Genomic DNA, 18901 nt, shown 5'->3' with positions numbered 1-18901 from the left:
TAGAACTGACGAAGTCAGTAACATATATCTACGGCAAGGCGACGTTGACGTGGTTTGAAGAGATTTTCGAAGAGTATAAGCCTCTACATAACAAAACGCATATTACCAAGGCTCAAGACCTGATAATATGCGTTTTTCTTTTTTATTCAACGTGGGTTGTTTGATTGGCAAAGGCGATAATAGCCTGCTTCAACTCATCTCCACTAAGAGTGCGGAACTCTTCAATCTTTTGATCGATGGCTTCTAGAGGCATGACATTAACCTTACCAACGAAAATCTTATCCATAACTTGGTTATCAACAAGTTCTGTTGATACCAAGAGTTCTTCGTAGAGTTTTTCACCTGGACGGATTCCAACTTCAACGATTGGAATTTCGCTTTCGGTGTGTCCACTTAGAAGGACCATTTTCTTGGCCAAGTCATAAATCTTGACTGGTTTGCCCATATCAAGGATAAAGACTTCCCCATCCTTGGCATAAGCACCAGCATGGATAACCAGACGGCTAGCTTCTGGAATAGTCATAAAGTAGCGGGTCATACGGAAGTCTGTCACCGTTACAGGCCCACCTTCAGCAATCTGACGTTCAAAGACTGGAATGACACTACCTCGGCTACCAAGAACATTCCCAAAACGAACCGCACAGTAAGTCGATTGGCTACGTTGGTTAAAGCCAGTGACAATCAACTCCGCCACGCGCTTAGTTGCTCCCATAACATTGGGTGGATTGACCGCCTTATCTGTCGAAATCATAACCATCTTAGCTACTTTGGCTTCATCAACAGCCTTAGCAACATTGTAAGTTCCGCGGATATTGTTTTTGAAGGCTTCTTTTGGATTGCGCTCCATCATAGGAACATGCTTGTGGGCTGCCGCATGATAAACAATAGCAGGTTTGTACTGCTCAAAGACTTGCAAGAGACGGTCGTAGTCTTGAATGTCCGCAATCACAGGTACATAATCAATCCCTTGGAACTTACGAATCAATTCATGATAAACAAGGTAGATTGAGTTTTCCCCATGACCGAGCAAGACAATGCGTTCAGGATTGAAGCGACTAACTTGACGACAGATTTCAGAACCGATTGAACCTCCAGCTCCTGTGACTAAGATGGTCTTACCTGTCAGTTCTGCACCCAGACGCGATTCGTCAAGACGAATTTCCTGACGGCCCAAAAGGTCTATGATATCAATTTTTTGGAATCCAGTACCTGCTGGGTGAAGTCCTTGAACAACAGTTTCAACATTAGGCATCTTGTAACATTTGACATCCAGCTTATTACACATCTGCAAGATACGCTCATATTCTGACGGGTCAAGCGACGGAATCGCAACGATAACACGCTCGATTTGATGGCGTTTAGCTAATTCAGGCAGATCATCATATGAACCCAAAACAGGAATTCCACCAAGTTTTTGACCCTTTTTCTTAGCATCCTTATCCAAGATACCGACCAGTTCTAATTCACTTGTTGGATGTTGGTAACTATCCATAAAGAGGGCCCCACCATCACCAGCACCAATCAAGAAGGTTCGACGGTGTTCTCCATCACCACTGCCTTTTTTGCGTCTGGAGTAGATTAACTGCCAAGTAATCCGTGGCAATAAAATCAAGAAGGTACTCAACAAGATAAAGAGAATGATGAAACGGATTGAAAAAAGTGGCAAGAAGGCATAGCAGATACTATATGACAAGACACTGCTGGCAGTCACACCAAAAAAGATTTTCATGAAATCCGTAATCTTGCTGTAACGACTAATGCTCGCGTTCAAGCCCCAAAATGCAATCATCAATTGATAGAACAAGAAGGCCAAACTCGTATAGATAATGTAGTCAACAGGTGCTGGATTAATCAAGCCGTAGAATAAGATATAAGATACAATGATGGAAACCACCATACTGAAAATATCAAATATTCCCCAGAAAACCTGTTTTTGTTGTTTATTTAAAATTTCCACCAGATCAATCACATAATCTGTGAGTTTTTTATTCATAGAAATTTACTCCTCCTTAAAAGAGTTTTACTATATTGTTATTGTAGCATATTTTGATTTATTTGGCTTATTTTTCCAAATAAATTACTGTTCCCTTGTACTCTTTCTTCCATTTAAATCCTCTAATTAAACCTACAATCGTTCCAAGGCCATAAGCAAAGTGAATGGAAAATAAAAGAAAGGGCATCACAATTAGAAATCCATTTTTATGTTTTAATAAAGTCAGCAAAGTGAGTAGTGATAAAAGTAAAAAATAGGCGCCTAATAGTAAAGTTATGAATACGAATGTGATCGGTAACAATACTAGACTAAACACAAGACTCAAAACAAATAAACAAGGAACATAGTGAAATAATGATAAACACTTAAACTGAACATGACTTGTCAAGCCAATCCACAAACCATTTGAATACTTTTGATGCAGCATTTTCTTGAATGTTGGTCGAATATACTGATAAGATAGAATACTTGGGCTATAGCGGATTTTATAACCATGTTCTCGAATTCTATAATGAATATCATTATCTTCAGTTCGGCCAAGTTGCTCATTTACTAAACCAACCTTCTGGAAAACCTCTCGTTTATACATCCCATGAAAAATAGAAGAAACATATCTATCCTCGGCACTATTTCGATAATTGGCAATGCTACTGCCAAACATATTTTCCTCAACAAGATGCAAGGTCTCTGCCCATTTTCCTTTTCCTTCGACAATCGTCGGTCTAGGCCCCCCACAGACAAATTCACCTTGTTGAATAACAGCCACATTGTTCATTACAAAAGTCTCAGTAACTTTTGAATGAGCATCAATTTTTAAAATAAGGTCCCCTACAGAATGTTTAACTCCCAGGTTAAAACCACTAGCTTGATTTTTCTTAGGATTGTTATACAATCTAATTGAGTTAAACTCTGTATCTTCCTTTATAAATTGCTGAATGATAGCTGTGGTCCCATCTGTGGACATAGCATTTATAAATAGAATTTCAATATTCTCTTTAGGATAGGTTTGATTTTTTAAGTCTTCAATTAGACCAGACAGATATTTTTCTTCATTGTATGCACTGATTACAATGGATACGAGAAGACTTTCAACATTTTGAGTCACTACTACTCTCCTGAATTTTTCCTTCCACCATTCTATCATAATTTTCAAGACTTTCCCATTTTTATCTTGAAAGCCAGAAACCTTACTTGACATTATAGTGAAAAAGCCTTAAAATAAGCTGTTATTAAAATCAGCTAGAAGAGGTATTTTATGAAAAAGCAATCACTCTTTTTTGTTCCAGGTATTATCCTGATTGGTGTTTCTTTGCGGGCTCCTTTTACTGTTTTACCCATTATTTTGGGAGATATTTCGCAAGGGCTGGGGGTAGAAGTTAGTTCGCTTGGTGTCTTGACCAGCCTGCCTCTCCTTATGTTTACCCTCTTTTCACCATTTTCTACCCGACTGGCTCAGAAAATCGGCTTGGAGCATCTCTTCACCTACAGCCTCTTCTTCTTGACCATCGGCTCACTTATTCGACTAATCAATCTGCCCCTGCTCTATCTAGGAACCTTGATGGTTGGGGCAAGTGTCGCAGTCATCAATGTCCTGCTTCCTAGTCTTATCCAAGCCAATCAACCAAAGAAGATTGGTTTTCTGACCACCTTATATGTAACCTCTATGGGGATTGCGACGGCTCTGGCTTCCTATCTAGCCGTGCCTATTACACAAGCCAGTTCTTGGAAAGGACTTATCATCCTCCTCACCCTGCTCTGCCTAGCAACTTTTTTGGTCTGGCTGCCTAATCACCGCTATAATCACAGACTGGCTCCACAAACCAAACAAAAAAGTCAAATAAAGGTCATGCGTAATAAACAGGTTTGGGCAATTATTATCTTTTCAGGTTTTCAATCCTTGATCTTTTACACCGTCATGACCTGGTTACCTACCATGTCTATCCATGCAGGTCTATCCAGTCACGAAGCTGGCTTGCTGACTTCTATCTTATCTCTTATTAGCATTCCTTTTTCAATGACCATCCCAAGCCTGACAACCAGTTTATCTACTCGCAACCGTCAGCTCATGCTCACTCTGGTTTCACTAGCTGGTGTGGTCGGCATTTCCATGCTCTTTTTCCCAATCAATCATTTCATTTACTGGCTTACCATCCATCTCCTCATCGGAACCGCAACCAGCGCCCTCTTCCCTTATCTCATGGTCAACTTTTCACTCAAGACAAGCGCCCCTGAAAAGACAGCCCAATTGTCCGGCCTATCTCAAACAGGAGGCTATATCCTAGCAGCCTTTGGGCCAACCCTCTTTGGTTACAGTTTTGACCTGTTCCACTCTTGGGTACCAGCTGTAGCTGCCCTCTTGCTCATCTATATCCTGATGACTGTGGCCCTCTTTACAGTGGACAGAGCGGATAAGATCCTTTAAACTTCTAGTTTTAGCTAGAAGTTTTTTATATATAAAAATTTTACACATTTCTCTTGACAGGGCTTTCTTTTAGATGTACAATGTATGTGTAGAAAAATTATATATAAAAATCTTACACATTAGAAAAGGAGGTTTCCCATGTACTTTCCAACATCCTCTGCCTTGATTGAATTTCTCATCTTGGCCGTACTGGAGCAGGGTGATTCTTATGGTTATGAGATTAGCCAAACCATTAAGCTCATCGCTAATATCAAAGAATCCACACTCTATCCCATTCTCAAAAAATTGGAAGGCAATAGCTTTCTGACAACCTATTCTAGAGAGTTCCAAGGTCGCATGCGCAAATACTACTCCTTGACAAACGGTGGTATAGAGCAGCTCTTGACCCTAAAAGATGAATGGACACTCTATACAGACACCATCAATGGCATCATAGAAGGGAGTATCCGCCATGACAAGAACTGAATACCTGACTCAGCTAGAACTCTATCTCAAGAAACTACCTGAAGCTGACCGTATCGAAGCCATGGACTATTTCAGAGAGCTCTTTGACGATGCTGGAATCGAAGGAGAAGAAGAACTCTTCGCTAGTTTGGGAACTCCCAAAGAAGCGGCCCACGAAGTCCTCTCCAATCTTCTCGATAAAAAAATCAATGAGGCACCCGCTCAAAAAAATAACCGACAAATTTTGCATATCGCCTTGTTAGCCCTCCTTGCAGCACCTATCGGCATTCCTCTGGGAATCGCCATCCTCGTGACCCTGTTCGCAATCCTTGTAGCCGCTTTGACTGTCATTCTGGCTTTCTTTGCAGTTTCCATACTGGGTATCATCGGCGGATTCCTATTTTTAGTTGAAAGTTTCACTGTCCTCGCCCAAGCCAAATCAGCCTTTATCTTGATTTTTGGTTCTGGTTTACTGGCTATCGGTGCTTCTTCGCTAGTTTTACTTGGCATTTCCTATGTAACTCGCTTCTTCGGTCTACTCATTGTTCGTCTGGTACAATTTGTTCTTAAAAAAGGAAAGAGAGGTAATCAGCATGCGTAAATGGACAAAAGGATTTCTCATCTTTGGTTTGGTGACTACCGTTATCGGCTTTATCCTGCTTTTTGTAGGTATCCAATCTGACGGGATTAAGAGCCTACTTTCCATGTCCAAAGAACCTGTCTATGATAGCCGTACGGAAAAGCTAACCTTTGGCAAGGAAGTCGAAAACCTAGAAATTACTCTCCACCAACACGCGCTCACCATCACAGACTCTTTCGATGATCAAATCCACATTTCTTACCATCCATCTCTTTCTGCTCTCCATGATCTTATCACCAATCAGAACGATAGAACTCTGAGTCTCACTGATAAGAAACTGTCTGAAACTCCGTTTCTCTCTTCTGGAATTGGTGGGATTCTTCATATCGCAAGTAGCTACTCTAGTCGTTTTGAAGAAGTTATTCTCCAGCTACCAAAAGGGAGAACTCTAAAAGGGATCAACATCTCAGCCAATCGCGGACAAACCACCATCATAAATGCTAGCCTTGAAAATGCGACCCTCAATACAAACAGCTATATCCTCCGAATTGAAGGAAGTCGTATCAAAAACAGTAAACTCACAACGCCCAATATCGTTAATATCTTTGATACAGTTCTTACAGATAGTCAGCTAGAGTCAACAGAACATCACTTCCACGCTGAAAATATCCAAGTCCATGGCAAGGTTGAACTGACTGCCAAAGATTATCTCAGAATCATCCTAGACCAGAAAGAAAGCCAACGAATTAACTGGGACATCTCAAGCAACTATGGTTCTATCTTCCAATTCACAAGAGAAAAGCCTGAATCAAGAGGTACGGAATTAAGCAACCCTTACAAAACTGAAAAAACCGATGTCAAGGATCAACTCATTGCGAGATCTGATGATAATATTGATCTAATATCCACACCAAGCAGACGTTGACAAAAACGCTTACATCTGCTACTATGGAAACATATTTATCTAACTAAAAGGAGGTTCTACCATGAAACAAGAATGGTTTGAAAGTAATGATTTTGTAAAAACAACAAGCAAGAACAAGCCTGAAGAGCAAGCTCAAGAGGTTGCAGACAAGGCTGAAGAAAGGATAGCCGATCTCGATACACCAATTGAAAAAAATACTCAGTTAGAGGAGGAAGTCTCTCAAGCTGAAGTCGAATTGGAAAGCCAGCAAGAAGAGAAAATGGAAGCTCCTGAAGACAGTGAAGCGAGAACAGAAATAGAAGAAAAGAAGGCATCTAATTCTACTGAAGAAGAGCCAGACCTTTCTAAAGAAACAGAAAAAGTCACTATAGCTGAAGAGAGCCAAGAAGCTCTTCCTCAGCAAAAAGCAACCACGAAAGAGCCTCTTCTTCTCAGTAAATCTTTAGAAAGTCCTTATATCCCCGACCAAGCTCCAAAATCTAGGGATAAATGGAAAGAGCAAGTGCTTGATTTTTGGTCTTGGCTAGTGGAAGCAATCAAATCTCCTACAAGCAAGCTTGAAACAAGTAGCACACACAGCTACACAGCCTTTCTCTTGCTCATTCTATTTTCTTCATCTTCCTTTTTCTTTAGTATCTACCACATCAAACATGCTTACTATGGACATATAGCAACCATAAACAGCCACTTCCCTGAGCAACTAGCACCTTTAACTCTCTTTTCTATCATCTCTATCCTAGTAGCAACAACACTCTTCTTCTTTTCATTCCTCTTGGGTAGTTTCGTTGTGAGACGATTTATCTACCAAGACAAGAACTGGACACTGGAAAAGATTCTCCAACAATATAGTCAACTCTTGGCAATTCCAATCTTCCTAACTGCCATTGCTAGTTTCTTTGCCTTCTTTGATAGCCTACGATTTACAGCCCTCTTGTGTGTGATTAGCATTGGAATCATTCTGCTTGCTAGCCTCCATATCATTACGAGACCTAGTCAAGCAAGTGAAAGCGACTCCTTCTATCAATTATTCTTGTCTGTCCTTGTGAACGGAGTCATTATCCTCCTCTTCTTTGTAGCTGAAGTGGCACTAATTGGGGATTATCTTCGTATCTTGGCCTTTCTTTAAACTTCATACTCTTCGAAAATCTCTTCAAACCACGTCAGCTTCGCCTTACCTTATGTATGGTTACTGACTTNNTTTGATTTTCATTGAGTAGCAATCCTGTCTTTCACGGCAGGATTTTTTATATATCAAAAAGCAAGTCACTTGACCTGCTTCTGCTTTACTCTTCTTGTGCTAATGCTTTAAAATCTTTGTCTAAGATGGGTTGCACTTCTAATTGATTGGCGTCTAGTTGGTGGTAAAATGCTGATGGTAGCGACTCTAGGAATTTTGCATAGTCCAAGCGAGCGATAGCCTCATAGTCTTCTGGTTTAGAGCCGTCTCCTGTGATTTGAACCAAGTCAATCTCCCACTGGACTTCCTTATCCACCAATTGCTCCATATAGGCTGCAGGAACAAATGGTTCTCTCGGTAAAACTGTCTTGACTCCTTGAGCTAGATGGTAAACGCCATGCACTTGTCCCTCTCCATCCTGATAGAAGGAAACTCTTGCAAAGTAGGCATCTGTCTCTTGAACCGCACGCACACGCGCTTCAAACTGTGCCAAACCATCTTCCCCTAAAAAGCTTTTCAAATCCTCATGACTAAAGAAAACAGGATTAAAAATTCCTTGGCAAATCGTAAAACGGGCTGCAGTGTCTGCAAGATGGGCTTGAATACTTGCTTGGAAATAAGCTTCAAAATCAAAACCATCTAGTCCTTCAATCTCAGTTCCTGTGTAAGCAAGCAAAGCATCTAAAAATGACTTGATGATCTCCCAGTCTGTCTGCGTTAGTAGGTCAGGAAGATCGACACGGTAAGCCTTTTGATCATCAGCATAACTGACCTTAAAAAGAAATTGTGATTGCCCCACTATCGCACACTCGATATACTCGAGACGGTTAAGAGGCTGACGGAGATAGACAGCATCATAGCTATGTGACTCCAAACCATCTACCAATGCCAAGATGGACTTGGCAGTCAAAATTTCCTGTTCTCCTAAAATGCTCTGTTTATTTGGAATAAAAATTGTTTTCTCCATAACTGGACTCCTTTGAAATCGTTTACATACAGTATACCTTATTTTCCTGAAAGATACAGAAACAAACTTTAGATTTTTGAGTACAAAGCATAGAAAAACAGCCCCTGAGGACTGTTTGATCTTATACAGTAGCTGCTTGATCCAAGCTTTCACCGATAGCGGCTAGGCGCTCGATTACTTCAGCTTGTGTCAATTCATTTTTTGAAACATAGCGGTTACGTGGGTGAACACGGCACTCGTGTGAGCATCCACGAAGGTACTTGTCTTCATTTTCTTCTGATGTCAAGATACGACGGTTACAGAAGGGATTTCCACAGTTGACATAACGTTCACATGGTGTTCCATCAAACCAGTCTTTCCCTACGATGGTTGGGTTGACATGGTTGACATCAACGGCGATACGCTCGTCAAAGACATACATTTTTCCATCCCAAAGCTCACCTTGGACTTCTGGGTCTTTACCGTAAGTTGCGATTCCTCCGTGCAATTGACCAACATCTTTGTAACCTTCACGAACCATCCAGCCTGAGAATTTCTCACAGCGAACGCCACCTGTACAGTAAACTACGACGCGCTTGTCCATGAATTTTTCCTTGTTATCACGAACCCATTGTGGCAACTCACGGAAGTTGCGGATGTCCGGGCGGATAGCCCCACGGAAATGTCCTAGGTCGTACTCGTAATCGTTACGTGTGTCAAGGACAACGGTATCTTTATCAAGAAGGGCTTCTTTGAACTCTTTTGGAGACAAGTAAGCACCTGTTGTTTCAAGTGGGTTGATGTCGTTGTCAAAGTCGTTGTCTTCCAAACCAAGGTGGACAATTTCTTTCTTGTAGCGAACGAACATCTTCTTGAAGGCTTGTTCATTTTCTTCGTCAATCTTGAACCAGAGGTCTTCCATTCCTGGAAGGCTGTGAACGTAGTCCATGTATTTTTGAGTTGTTTCATAGTCACCTGAAACTGTTCCGTTAATTCCCTCGTCAGCGACTAGGATACGGCCTTTAAGACCGATTGATTTACAGAAAGCCAAGTGGTCTGCAGCAAATTGCTCTGCATTTTCAATTGGAGTATAAAGGTAGTAAAGTAAGACACGAATATCTTTTGCCATAAGATTTGTTCTCTTTTCTATTCTTAAATTTTCTAAATTTTTTATTTATCCATACTAGTATACCTGCTTGAGAAAACGAATGCAATTTATTTGACTGGAAATTGTAGAGGGTTCTCGAAATTTCCTGAATGGTTATACTCTTCGAAAATCTCTTCAAACTACGTCAGCTTCACCTTGCCGTAGGTATATGATACTGACTCTGTCAGTTCTATCCACAACCTCAAAACTGTGTTTTGAGCAGCCTGCGGCTAGCTTCCTAGTTTACTCTTTGATTTTCATTGAGTATTAAAATAAGGATAAGAAAAAACAGGAATATCTATATCCTTGTGCCCAAAAAACCACTGCCTCCCCCAGATAAGCCTGAGGAAAGCAGTGATTCTTATTTTAGGAGTTAGGAATGAATACACGAAATCAATTTAGCTGATTATTTTTTGTTTTTCAAGAATTCATCGTATTGTTTTTGCATTTCGTTCAATACTTTTTCGTAGGCACCTTCAGATTTCAATTTTTCCATCAATTCTGGAATCGCTTTATCTGGGTCAAATATAATAAAATGAAATAAGAATCGAGCAATTTAATTTTGGAATCCAAATCAATTTATAACAATATTTTAGAAGAGATGCTGTACTATTCTAAATTCAATATAATAATTTAACCATATTTTATGAGATATGTAAATCTAATAACTTATTTTATAAAGACATTATCACATTCGAATTACACACAATCACAAATACTTTATTTTGCGGTTGACATTATAAAAAAAAGTAGTACAATATAAATGAAATCGGTTTCACTAAAATACAAAGGAGGTATTGTGATGACAAATTTGAAAAAATGCATCGCATTAGGACTGGGAGTCGCTTGCTTACTCCCCTTAGTTAGTCAGACTGTTTCTGCTAAGATGGTGTATTTCAATCTTCATGTTGCACGCGAAGACTATTCCGTTAGTAGCCGAAAAACTGAAAAAACAGACGGCTCCCCTGCTGTTGCTAATATCACAGGTGGTCTTGGTTGGGGAAAAAAGGTCAGAATTCGCGCTTGGACTGCTGCTGAGGATGAACCTGCAACTGAGATGAAAATAGCTGATTCAAATGGTCGCTATAATCTTCACTATAATGACGGTTATGGGACAATTGGACGTTATTATTATCTCAACGCCTCTAAATATGGTTGGCTCGACTCGAATATTACAGGACGTTTTGACCCTTAATTCGTCTCAAAACAAAAAGTAGCAAACATTGGGTTATTCGCTAGTTAATCATTTGAGCGTTCGCTAGCCTAAAGCCCCCTTCTAAGAGTGGAGGCCGCATCTTAAAAGTGTCATGCCTCTGCTCCTTTTTTAAAAGGAGTTTTTTACTATGAAAAAATACCTATTATTTCTACTTATTCTTCCCTTTATCTTTTTAACAGCTTGTCAATATAACAAAAAACAAATAACGGAGATAAATAAGGAAAACCTCCCCATAAAAGAAGGTTATAAAGAGATAACAGAGCAAATCTATCTATCAGACCAGATAGATACCTCCTATAAAGAAGAATTGCCTTTTTGGGACTCAAAAAAAGGAGACAAAAACACATTAGTAACAGCTATTCAAAATTTTATGGGAAATGATAGTGAAATTAGTGAGATTATTGCCGATAAGAATCCTTTAACCAGACTCCAAAAAGGAAAGACCAGAGCAGATATTACCGTCAATAAAACTGGATCATGGATTCATTTAACATCTGATCAAATATCAGATCTATCAAGTGTTTTCCACAACCTACGATTAGACGCTATTGAAAATAATCTAAATCTAACCGACTTTAAAGAAGAACTTCCATTTTCAAAAGAAGATGGTGTTAACAAAGTTAAGCAATTTCTAAATACCCTCCAATTAGGATTTGACGATTATGATTATCTCATCTACGCTATCTCAAAAGAAACACTCCTTGAGTATCTCCCAACCTACGAAAGAAATGCCAAAGAATTAAAAGGAACAAAGATAGACAAAAACAATCTGACTGATATGTGCTATGTTACTGTTTTTCCAAAACTTTCTAGTAAAAGAGTTATTGATGGCGAAACTCAGCTAGGTTCATCCGGAGAGATTAGTTTTATTCATGGTCCTGACCTAAACTTTATCATCACCCAAGCAGGGATTCAAGGAATTGATTTATCTGGTGTTATCTTACCGACTCAAAAAATAGATAAAATGGCGACTCTTTCTGTCCAAAAAGGATTAGACGTCTTAAAAGAAAAATACGAAAATTTGATTTTGGACAGTCCAATTTATATTGAGTCATTTACAATTGAGTATATACCTATTCCCACTCAAGAAAAAGAACTCTATGGAGGAAATCTCTATCGTCCCTTCCTAATCTTTACAATCAAAGAAAAAGATCGTATAGATAAAGCAGTTATCGATCCCACAAACTGGAAAGAGGTAAGTTAGATGAAACTACTTCTCCCCTTTAAATATACGCTAAAAGATTGGAGGATTTGGATTGGACTACTCTTTTCCTTAGTAGTTGCATTGATGATGTCCTATACAGATCTAACAATAAAATTAGACGGAAGAAATTCACTTGCAGTCCCTGATTATTTCATGCTCTCCTTCTCTAGAAATCTAGCAATGTCATTATATATCTTAACAGCAGCTTCCACTGTAGTAACAGACTTTTCACAAGACTACCATCAAAATAGACTTCCTTTTTTACTTAGTCGTATGTCTCTGCGACAATACGCTTCTTCCTTCGTCAAACGGTTAATTTTCCGTTCTTATTTTGTAGGACTGACCTTAGGATTCTGTTTTTTAATTCTCCTCTCCTTTTATTTTCCCCTCACTAATTCTCACTACTCATCTACTTTTAGCAATCAGTGGTTGTTAAATCAAGGATTTATATTCCTTTTCTACTTCCTTCTCATTAGTCTAATTGGACTCTATTTTGCATTCTTTACTCTATTAGGTGGAGTTCTTTCCGTTTTTTACCCTAATGTGTTAATGGTCTATCTTCTTCCAAGTACAGCCTGGTTTGTCCTCACAACATTTGGTTTAGAGAGAGTTCTCCCTTTTTTTACTCTACCACATATCGTCTTAACGACAGATGATTATTTACGAGAAGGGCTAGCATATTTTCAAGTAGGTGACGAAAACTTTCGAAATATTTTTTCGTTGCTTTATCCTTATATTTTCTTAACTCTATGGGCACTTTTGTCAATAGAGATCATTCGACTAGCTCTTAAAAAACATTGGCATTTTTATGATAAGGAGTAATCTTATGGAGATTATACGTGTAGTAACTATTCTCTTAAAACAACAATTCACCTTTAAACGATTGTTGCCTATCTTAATTTTCTTTCACCTCTATACTTTGATTTTAATGCTACCTTTTTCTAATTTAGCTAATCACTTCAAAGAAACTTATCCTGTCAGCATTGTAACTGTTCTCTTCACGAGTCAATGGTTCACTGCAATTTCTATTTTATCTGTCATACTACTATTTAGCAATCTTCCTTTAAAAGATACTTTCCAGTTTTGGTTAATCTTAAAAATCGGACAGAAAAAGTGGATGCTCTCCCAGTTTATTTATCTGCTTATCGCGAGCTTAATCGCTTCGATTTACCAAATCATCAGCATTTTAATCACTTTTCTCCCTACACTACACCTTTCAAATCATTGGGGACGTCTCCTACCCTCCCTAGCTCAAGGACGCATTTCATTTCCGGAAGGTGTTGATAGCATGACGCATCTACGCTCAATTATACTGCAATATTATTCTCCCTATGGCGCTTTTTTTCAAATATTCTTATTGTTATTCCTTATGTTCATATTGATTGGGGGAGTGATTTTCGTTTTCAATAGTTATTATTCTAATTTAGGAAATACCTTAGCCTGTGGATTAGTTATTGTAGAATTATTTATTACAGAAGCTTCACGTTTCTGGATTAAATTTTTATCTCCTTTAACTTGGCTAGACTTCCATTATATTAAATACGAAGCCCATTCTGGCTTACTATCCCTACCAGAAATAATTACTCGTATCCTACTTTTATACCTTTTGCTCACCATAATCCTAGTTGTTATGAAAAAAATAAGGAGACAATAGATATGACAGACTTACATTTAAAATCTATTCGTAAAAACTATAAACACAATGTAATTTTTGAAGACCTTTCCTTTGAATTTTCCAGTGGAAATATATACGGAATTGTTGGATATAACGGTTCAGGAAAAACAGTTTTACTCAAGTGTTTAGCGGGATTAGAAGGTATAACTGAAGGAAAAATCGAATTAGATGGAAACATACTTGGAATAGATTTTCCCTTCTTACCAAGTGTAGGTGTTATTATTGAGACTCCAGGATTTCTGGAAGGTTATTCTGGTTTTGATAACTTACATCAACTAGCTCTAATCAAAAATAAAATAGGAGAGAAAGAAATCATTCAGAGTATGATAGATGTAGGACTCGATCCTAGTTCTTCTAAAAAAGTAAAACACTACTCTTTAGGAATGAAACAAAAATTAGCTCTAGCACAGGCTTTTATGGAAAATCCAGATATATTACTCTTAGATGAACCAATGAACGGACTTGATAAGCAATCTGTTCAAAAAATTCGAGAAAAATTACTCCACCTAAAAGAAAAGGGGAAACTTATTATTCTAGCTTCTCATATAGAGCAAGATATCGAATGTCTCTGTGATGAAGTTCTATACTTGGGATAAGAATGATTTATTACAGAGACAACACTCCTCATAAAATAGCAATTTTATACAAAAAGACCAACTATACCTGAATTATATTAGTTGGTTTATTTTTCATTCAAAAAAACCACTGCCCTCCCCAGACCAACCTGAGGAAAGCAGTGATTCTTATTTTAGGAGTTAGGAATGAATACACGAAATCAATTTAGCTGATTATTTTTTGTTTTTCAAGAATTCATCGTATTGTTTTTGCATTTCGTTCAATACTTTTTCGTAGGCACCTTCAGATTTCAATTTTTCCATCAATTCTGGAATCGCTTTATCTGGGTCTACAGTACCAGTGTTGATAGCTGTATCAAATTGTTGCATTGTGTTAGCAATAGCTGAGATTTCAGATTTCACATTGTCAGTATTGAAGATAAATCCAAGCGCTGGAGATTCTTTAGCTTCTGCCAATTCTTTCTTAGAATTTTCGATTTGTTGGTCTGTAACGTTTTCGTTGATGTAAAGGATCCAGTTGTTACCAGTGTTCCATCCACCCATGTGAGTGTTTCCTTTGTAGCCATCAAGAACGCGAACACGGTTTTCTTTACCTTCAATTTTTTCCCAGTTCTTGCCTTCTGGACCGTAAACAAGACCGTTCAAGAGTTCTGGATTCGTATTCAAGAGGTTCAAGATTTCCATTGATTTTTCTTTGTTCTTAGAGTTGTTTGAGATGACAAAGTTAGCAACTTGTGTTGTTTGGTTTTTCTTGATGAAGTTAGTAATTGGTTTGATTTGGATATCTTTGTTGGCAACACGTGAAAGCAAGCTGTTACCGTAGTCAGCTGGTCCTACTGTTTCTTCACGAACGAACCAAGTATCTTGTTGAAGGTCAAAGGAAGTATCGCTTGTTGCGACATCTTTTGGAATGTAGCCAGCTTCATAGAATTTGTGAAGAGTCTTCAAGTGTTCTTTGAAACGAGGCACTTCATAACGGTTTACAACTTTAGTAGTATCGCCTTCAAGGTCAATAACGAATGGAAGACCGTTTGCTACTGGGTAGTCAAAGTTATCAGATGGGATGAAAACTTTACCAATAGCAAATGGTACTACGTCTGGAGCTTTTTCTTTAATTTGTTTCAAGACTGGCTCAAGAGTTTCGTAAGAAGTAACACCTGAAATATCGATACCATATTTAGCAAGGAGAGTTCCGTTGAAGGCAAAGTTTTGAGATGATGCAACGTTGGCTGCAACTGGAACAGCGTAAATCTTACCATTTACAGTATTACCCTTGATGTAAGCTGGGTCAAGTGCCTTGTAAAGGTCTTTACCTTCTTTTTTGTACAATTCTGTCAAGTCAGCGTAAGCACCTTTTTGAGCATTTACAATATAGTTATCTGCAAAGGCAATATCATAGTTTTCACCAGATGATGTGATAACTGACATTTTCTTACCATAGTCACCCCAGCCAAGGTATTGGATATCCAATTTGGCACCAACTTTTTCTTCGATGATTTTGTTGGCATTTGCTAACAATTCATCCAAGTTATCTGGTTTGTCACCGATTTGGTACATTTTGATAACAGGTTTGTCACCTGAATCAGCAGCTTTTTTGCTGTTACCTGTCAAGTTTCCACAAGCAGCAAGACCTGCAACCAAAGCGACTACACTAGCAGATGCAAAAGCATATTTTTTCCAGTTTTTCATGATAAAAACTCCTTTTTTTATTTTTAAACTTATAAACAATGTAATGATCTTAACTTCACGCAAGGGAAGTTTGGAACTGAGAAATGTTCTTTCTCAATAAGCACTATTCTTTCACACCACCGATAGTTAAACCTTTTACAAAGTAGCGTTGGAAGAATGGATACAAAATCGCGATTGGAAGGGTTGCAACCACAACCATGGCCATACGTCCCGTTTCTTTCGGTAGAGCAACTCCCAGTTGACCAGTCAAGCCGACCGCTTTGGCGATGTAGTCCATATTTTGCTGGATTTGCATAAGCAAATATTGCAATGGATACAAGTTGTCACTCTTGATGTAAAGAAGGGCATTGAACCAGTCATTCCAGAAACCAAGTGCTGTCAAAAGCGTGATGGTTGCGATACCTGGCAGTGACAATGGCAAACAGATTTGGAAAAAAATCCGAGCCTCACTAGCACCATCGATACGAGCCGATTCGAGAATGGCTTCTGGAATGGTCTTCTTGAAGAAGGAACGCATCAAGATGATGTTAAAGGGTGAGAGAAGCATTGGAACAATCAAGGCCCAAACAGTATCCCCAAGCTGAAGCACGCGAGTCACCATGATATAACCTGGTACCAAACCAGCGTTGAACAACATACTGAGCAGAACGAAGATGGTAAAGAATCTGCGATACTTAAAGGTTGTCCGTGAGATAGCGTAGGCATAGGTTGTTGTGATAAAGACATTTGTAAATGTCCCAACTACGGTTACAAAGACAGAAATGAAGAGGGCTTGTAAGATTTTATCCTTAAACTGTGCCAAGAACTCAAAACCGTCTAATCCAAATTGGGATGGGAAGAAGCTGTAGCCGTATTGGAGGAGGCTTTTCTCGTCCGTCACTGAAATAATGATAACGAATACGAAGGGTAGGATACAAGAGAGGGCAATCAAACCCGAAATGATACTGAAGAAGATATCTGCTTTCTTACTGAAGGAGTGAATGCCGACATTATCAATTTTTTCTTTTTTAATTTTCTTTTCTGCCATATTCTCCTCCTTTCTAGAACAAAGCTGAGTTTGGATCAACTCGTCTTGCAAGTAAGTTTGATAGAACCACCAGAATCAATCCGACTACTGATTGGTAGAGACCTGCTGCTGAAGCCATCCCGATATCTGCTGTCTGGGTCAATCCATTATATACATATACGTCCAAGACGTTGGTTACGTTATAAAGCTGACCAGCATTGTGAGGGATTTGGTAGAAAAGACCGAAGTCTGCACGGAAGATATTTCCGACTGCAAGGATGGTCAATACAGTTACCAATGGTGTCAACTGCGGAATGGTTACATTGCGAATCCGTTGCCATTTGCTGGCTCCGTCCACTGTCGCTGCTTCGTAGTAGGTTGGATCAATTCCCATAATCGTCGCATAGTACATAACACTGCTATATCCAAAACCTTTCCAAATACCTAGGAAAAGTAGGAGATAAGGCCAAATTCCCAAATCAGCGTAGAAGTTGACTTCTTTGAGACCAAGACTTTCCAATAAATGATTGAACACCCCTTTATCAATATTTAGGAAGGCATCTGTAAAGAAACTGATGATAACCCAAGACAAGAAGTAAGGGAACAACATAGAAGTTTGGAAAATCTTCACCATTCTCTTGGAACGGAGTTCACTGAGGATAATGGCAATCCCTACAGATACAACTAAACCTAGAAAGATAAAGCCAAGATTGTAGAGGACCGTATTTCGTGTAATAATAAAGGCGTCTCTTGAACTAAATAAGAATCTGAAATTATCGAGTCCGACCCATTTACTATTTATGATACTATCTATGAAACCATTACTGGTCATGTGGTAGTCTTTGAAGGCAACCACGTTCCCAAATACTGGAATGTAGAAGAATAGAATCAACCAGAGTGCCCCTGGCAAAACCATCAAGAGAAAGATCCAGTTATCTCTCAAGGTTTTTGAAAACTTATTCATAATTTCCTCCCTTTTTATTTTGATATCCATCTAAAAATTCTTTTTTAGACTTTTGATAACGATTACATTATTAGTATACTCCTATTTGCAGATTAGGTTAAACTCCTAATTATAGAAAAAACTCCACAAATTATGTAGCAGATTTAAAACTTTATCACCACTATCAAACAAATGTCCTAAATCAATTGTTTATTTTATCTCTATTAGCCCAGTGATGGCATCACTCTGCTATAAGCGTCCAATAACAGGGTATATTGAAAAATCTCCAGACTAGAGAACTCAGCGATAGTTCCTAATCTGGAGACTTCTTATTTGCACTTTTCTTGTACAACTTTAGTCCATGGTAAACAAGCCTCTAAAACCTCTTTGTTTACGAGAGTCTGCTAGTTTGGGGGGCGCTTCAAAAAATTTCCTTCTCACATGCGCCCAACATCCAACAAGTTCAGCTTCTTCCAGTTGACGATAAGCTTCTAGCGGTTCACAGTTTACCAAGCTTAGCGTCGCCTTGCTCCTAAACCTTGGACTGCTATCGCATAGGCAGAACTAGAGGACTAAAGTCCTAAGTTACTGCCGCAACATATCACAATGCACATATCCAGAATAATCTCCTAGGAATTCTTGTACTACTGAACCACTTCGACGCTAATCATGGAGGTAGAGTGTGTTTGCTTGCTTCTCAGCTTTCCCAGACAAAAAAGTCCAATAGTAGGTCAGATGGCTATCACTCTCTAGCACCCGATAAGAGGTTTCATCCGCATGAAGAAGAGCTTGTTCTAACAACTTTTCTCGTAAAAGGTTATAAAGGGACTCTAAATAGTATTGACTCGTCTTGATATGCCAATTAGAGATTTCCTTACGTGTGATTGGTAAACCCATCTTAGCCCAATCTTCTTCTTGGCGATAATTACGAACTTTAAGCAGACTATCATTTCTCTTTT

The 18901-nt window shown here is 38.8% G+C and carries 18 protein-coding genes and 2 pseudogenes; 10 read left to right on the top strand and 10 right to left on the bottom strand.

Annotated features, from left to right (window positions below):
* Window positions 1-142: 142 nt before the first annotated feature.
* Together HT703_RS06460 and HT703_RS06455 are read right to left on the bottom strand one after the other, a co-directional pair.
* Complete coding sequence (locus tag HT703_RS06460) at window positions 143-1993, bottom strand: nucleoside-diphosphate sugar epimerase/dehydratase (RefSeq protein WP_054393275.1); 1851 nt, start codon at window positions 1991-1993, stop codon at window positions 143-145.
* Between the two features lie 38 nt (window positions 1994-2031).
* Window positions 2032-3191: pseudogene (locus HT703_RS06455) on the bottom strand (glycosyltransferase family 2 protein).
* 57 nt (window positions 3192-3248) lie between these two features.
* Between HT703_RS06455 and HT703_RS06450 the strand changes: the two are divergent.
* The 5 genes from HT703_RS06450 to HT703_RS06430 all read left to right on the top strand — a co-directional run bounded on the left by HT703_RS06450 (window position 3249) and on the right by HT703_RS06430 (window position 7490).
* A complete protein-coding gene (locus HT703_RS06450; protein ID WP_023937452.1) occupies window positions 3249-4415 on the top strand; it encodes a CynX/NimT family MFS transporter in 1167 nt (388 codons plus the stop codon).
* A 138-nt stretch (window positions 4416-4553) separates the two neighbouring features.
* Window positions 4554-4880 (top strand): PadR family transcriptional regulator, encoded by a 327-nt coding sequence (locus HT703_RS06445; protein WP_000273864.1) that lies wholly within the window; start codon window positions 4554-4556, stop codon window positions 4878-4880.
* Complete coding sequence (locus tag HT703_RS06440; RefSeq protein WP_023937451.1) at window positions 4867-5460, top strand: DUF1700 domain-containing protein; 594 nt, start codon at window positions 4867-4869, stop codon at window positions 5458-5460. Before HT703_RS06445 ends, HT703_RS06440 begins: the two co-directional genes overlap by 14 nt.
* Window positions 5453-6364 carry a DUF4097 domain-containing protein gene (locus tag HT703_RS06435; protein WP_054388407.1) on the top strand — a complete coding sequence of 304 codons (912 nt, stop codon included), beginning with the start codon at window positions 5453-5455 and terminating at the stop codon, window positions 6362-6364. The genes HT703_RS06440 and HT703_RS06435 overlap by 8 nt, the downstream gene beginning before the upstream one ends.
* Window positions 6365-6425: 61 nt before the next feature.
* Window positions 6426-7490 (top strand): DUF6574 domain-containing protein, encoded by a 1065-nt coding sequence (locus HT703_RS06430; RefSeq protein WP_023937449.1) that lies wholly within the window; start codon window positions 6426-6428, stop codon window positions 7488-7490.
* A 157-nt stretch (window positions 7491-7647) separates the two neighbouring features.
* Here the strand turns inward: HT703_RS06430 and HT703_RS06425 are convergent, their stop codons facing one another.
* The 3 genes from HT703_RS06425 to HT703_RS06415 all read right to left on the bottom strand — a co-directional run bounded on the left by HT703_RS06425 (window position 7648) and on the right by HT703_RS06415 (window position 10163).
* Window positions 7648-8508 (bottom strand): DUF4299 family protein, encoded by an 861-nt coding sequence (locus HT703_RS06425; protein ID WP_023937448.1) that lies wholly within the window; start codon window positions 8506-8508, stop codon window positions 7648-7650.
* A gap of 121 nt (window positions 8509-8629) precedes the next feature.
* Window positions 8630-9616 carry a rhodanese-related sulfurtransferase gene (locus tag HT703_RS06420; protein ID WP_001030014.1) on the bottom strand — a complete coding sequence of 329 codons (987 nt, stop codon included), beginning with the start codon at window positions 9614-9616 and terminating at the stop codon, window positions 8630-8632.
* Window positions 9617-10040: 424 nt separating this feature from the next.
* Window positions 10041-10163, bottom strand: a complete 123-nt coding sequence (locus HT703_RS06415) for a DUF3502 domain-containing protein (protein ID WP_345789550.1) — start codon at window positions 10161-10163, stop codon at window positions 10041-10043.
* 273 nt (window positions 10164-10436) lie between these two features.
* Between HT703_RS06415 and HT703_RS06410 the strand changes: the two genes are divergently transcribed.
* The 5 genes from HT703_RS06410 to HT703_RS06390 all read left to right on the top strand — a co-directional run bounded on the left by HT703_RS06410 (window position 10437) and on the right by HT703_RS06390 (window position 14325).
* Window positions 10437-10829, top strand: coding sequence for a hypothetical protein (locus HT703_RS06410; protein WP_172929984.1), 393 nt, complete (start codon window positions 10437-10439; stop codon window positions 10827-10829).
* A gap of 148 nt (window positions 10830-10977) precedes the next feature.
* The gene (locus HT703_RS06405) at window positions 10978-12054 is read left to right on the top strand and encodes a hypothetical protein (protein WP_000760376.1); all 1077 of its coding nucleotides are present in this window, start codon (window positions 10978-10980) and stop codon (window positions 12052-12054) included.
* Window positions 12055-12876, top strand: coding sequence for a hypothetical protein (locus HT703_RS06400; RefSeq protein WP_000771482.1), 822 nt, complete (start codon window positions 12055-12057; stop codon window positions 12874-12876).
* Between the two features lie 4 nt (window positions 12877-12880).
* Window positions 12881-13708, top strand: coding sequence for a hypothetical protein (locus tag HT703_RS06395; RefSeq protein WP_000402862.1), 828 nt, complete (start codon window positions 12881-12883; stop codon window positions 13706-13708).
* Between the two features lie 2 nt (window positions 13709-13710).
* Window positions 13711-14325: an ATP-binding cassette domain-containing protein gene (locus tag HT703_RS06390; protein ID WP_000130637.1), complete on the top strand. Its 615-nt coding sequence runs from the start codon at window positions 13711-13713 to the stop codon at window positions 14323-14325.
* 192 nt (window positions 14326-14517) lie between these two features.
* Here the strand turns inward: HT703_RS06390 and HT703_RS06385 are convergent, their stop codons facing one another.
* The 5 genes and pseudogenes from HT703_RS06385 to HT703_RS06365 all read right to left on the bottom strand — a co-directional run.
* On the bottom strand, window positions 14518-15993 hold the full coding sequence (locus HT703_RS06385) for an ABC transporter substrate-binding protein (protein WP_050204762.1): 1476 nt from the start codon (window positions 15991-15993) through the stop codon (window positions 14518-14520).
* 103 nt (window positions 15994-16096) lie between these two features.
* Window positions 16097-17020: a carbohydrate ABC transporter permease gene (locus tag HT703_RS06380; RefSeq protein ID WP_000818348.1), complete on the bottom strand. Its 924-nt coding sequence runs from the start codon at window positions 17018-17020 to the stop codon at window positions 16097-16099.
* Between the two features lie 13 nt (window positions 17021-17033).
* On the bottom strand, window positions 17034-17963 hold the full coding sequence (locus HT703_RS06375) for a sugar ABC transporter permease (protein ID WP_007284784.1): 930 nt from the start codon (window positions 17961-17963) through the stop codon (window positions 17034-17036).
* 333 nt (window positions 17964-18296) lie between these two features.
* Window positions 18297-18455 (bottom strand): transposase, encoded by a 159-nt coding sequence (locus HT703_RS06370; RefSeq protein WP_275689890.1) that lies wholly within the window; start codon window positions 18453-18455, stop codon window positions 18297-18299.
* 84 nt (window positions 18456-18539) lie between these two features.
* Window positions 18540-18901, bottom strand: a pseudogene (locus tag HT703_RS06365) (IS66 family transposase); the annotation flags it as partial.

It is taken from the genome of Streptococcus sp. 3874, assembly GCF_013276425.1.
In the GTDB taxonomy this organism is placed as follows: Bacteria; Bacillota; Bacilli; order Lactobacillales; family Streptococcaceae; genus Streptococcus; species Streptococcus pseudopneumoniae.
This window is presented reverse-complemented; position numbering and strand designations above follow the sequence as displayed.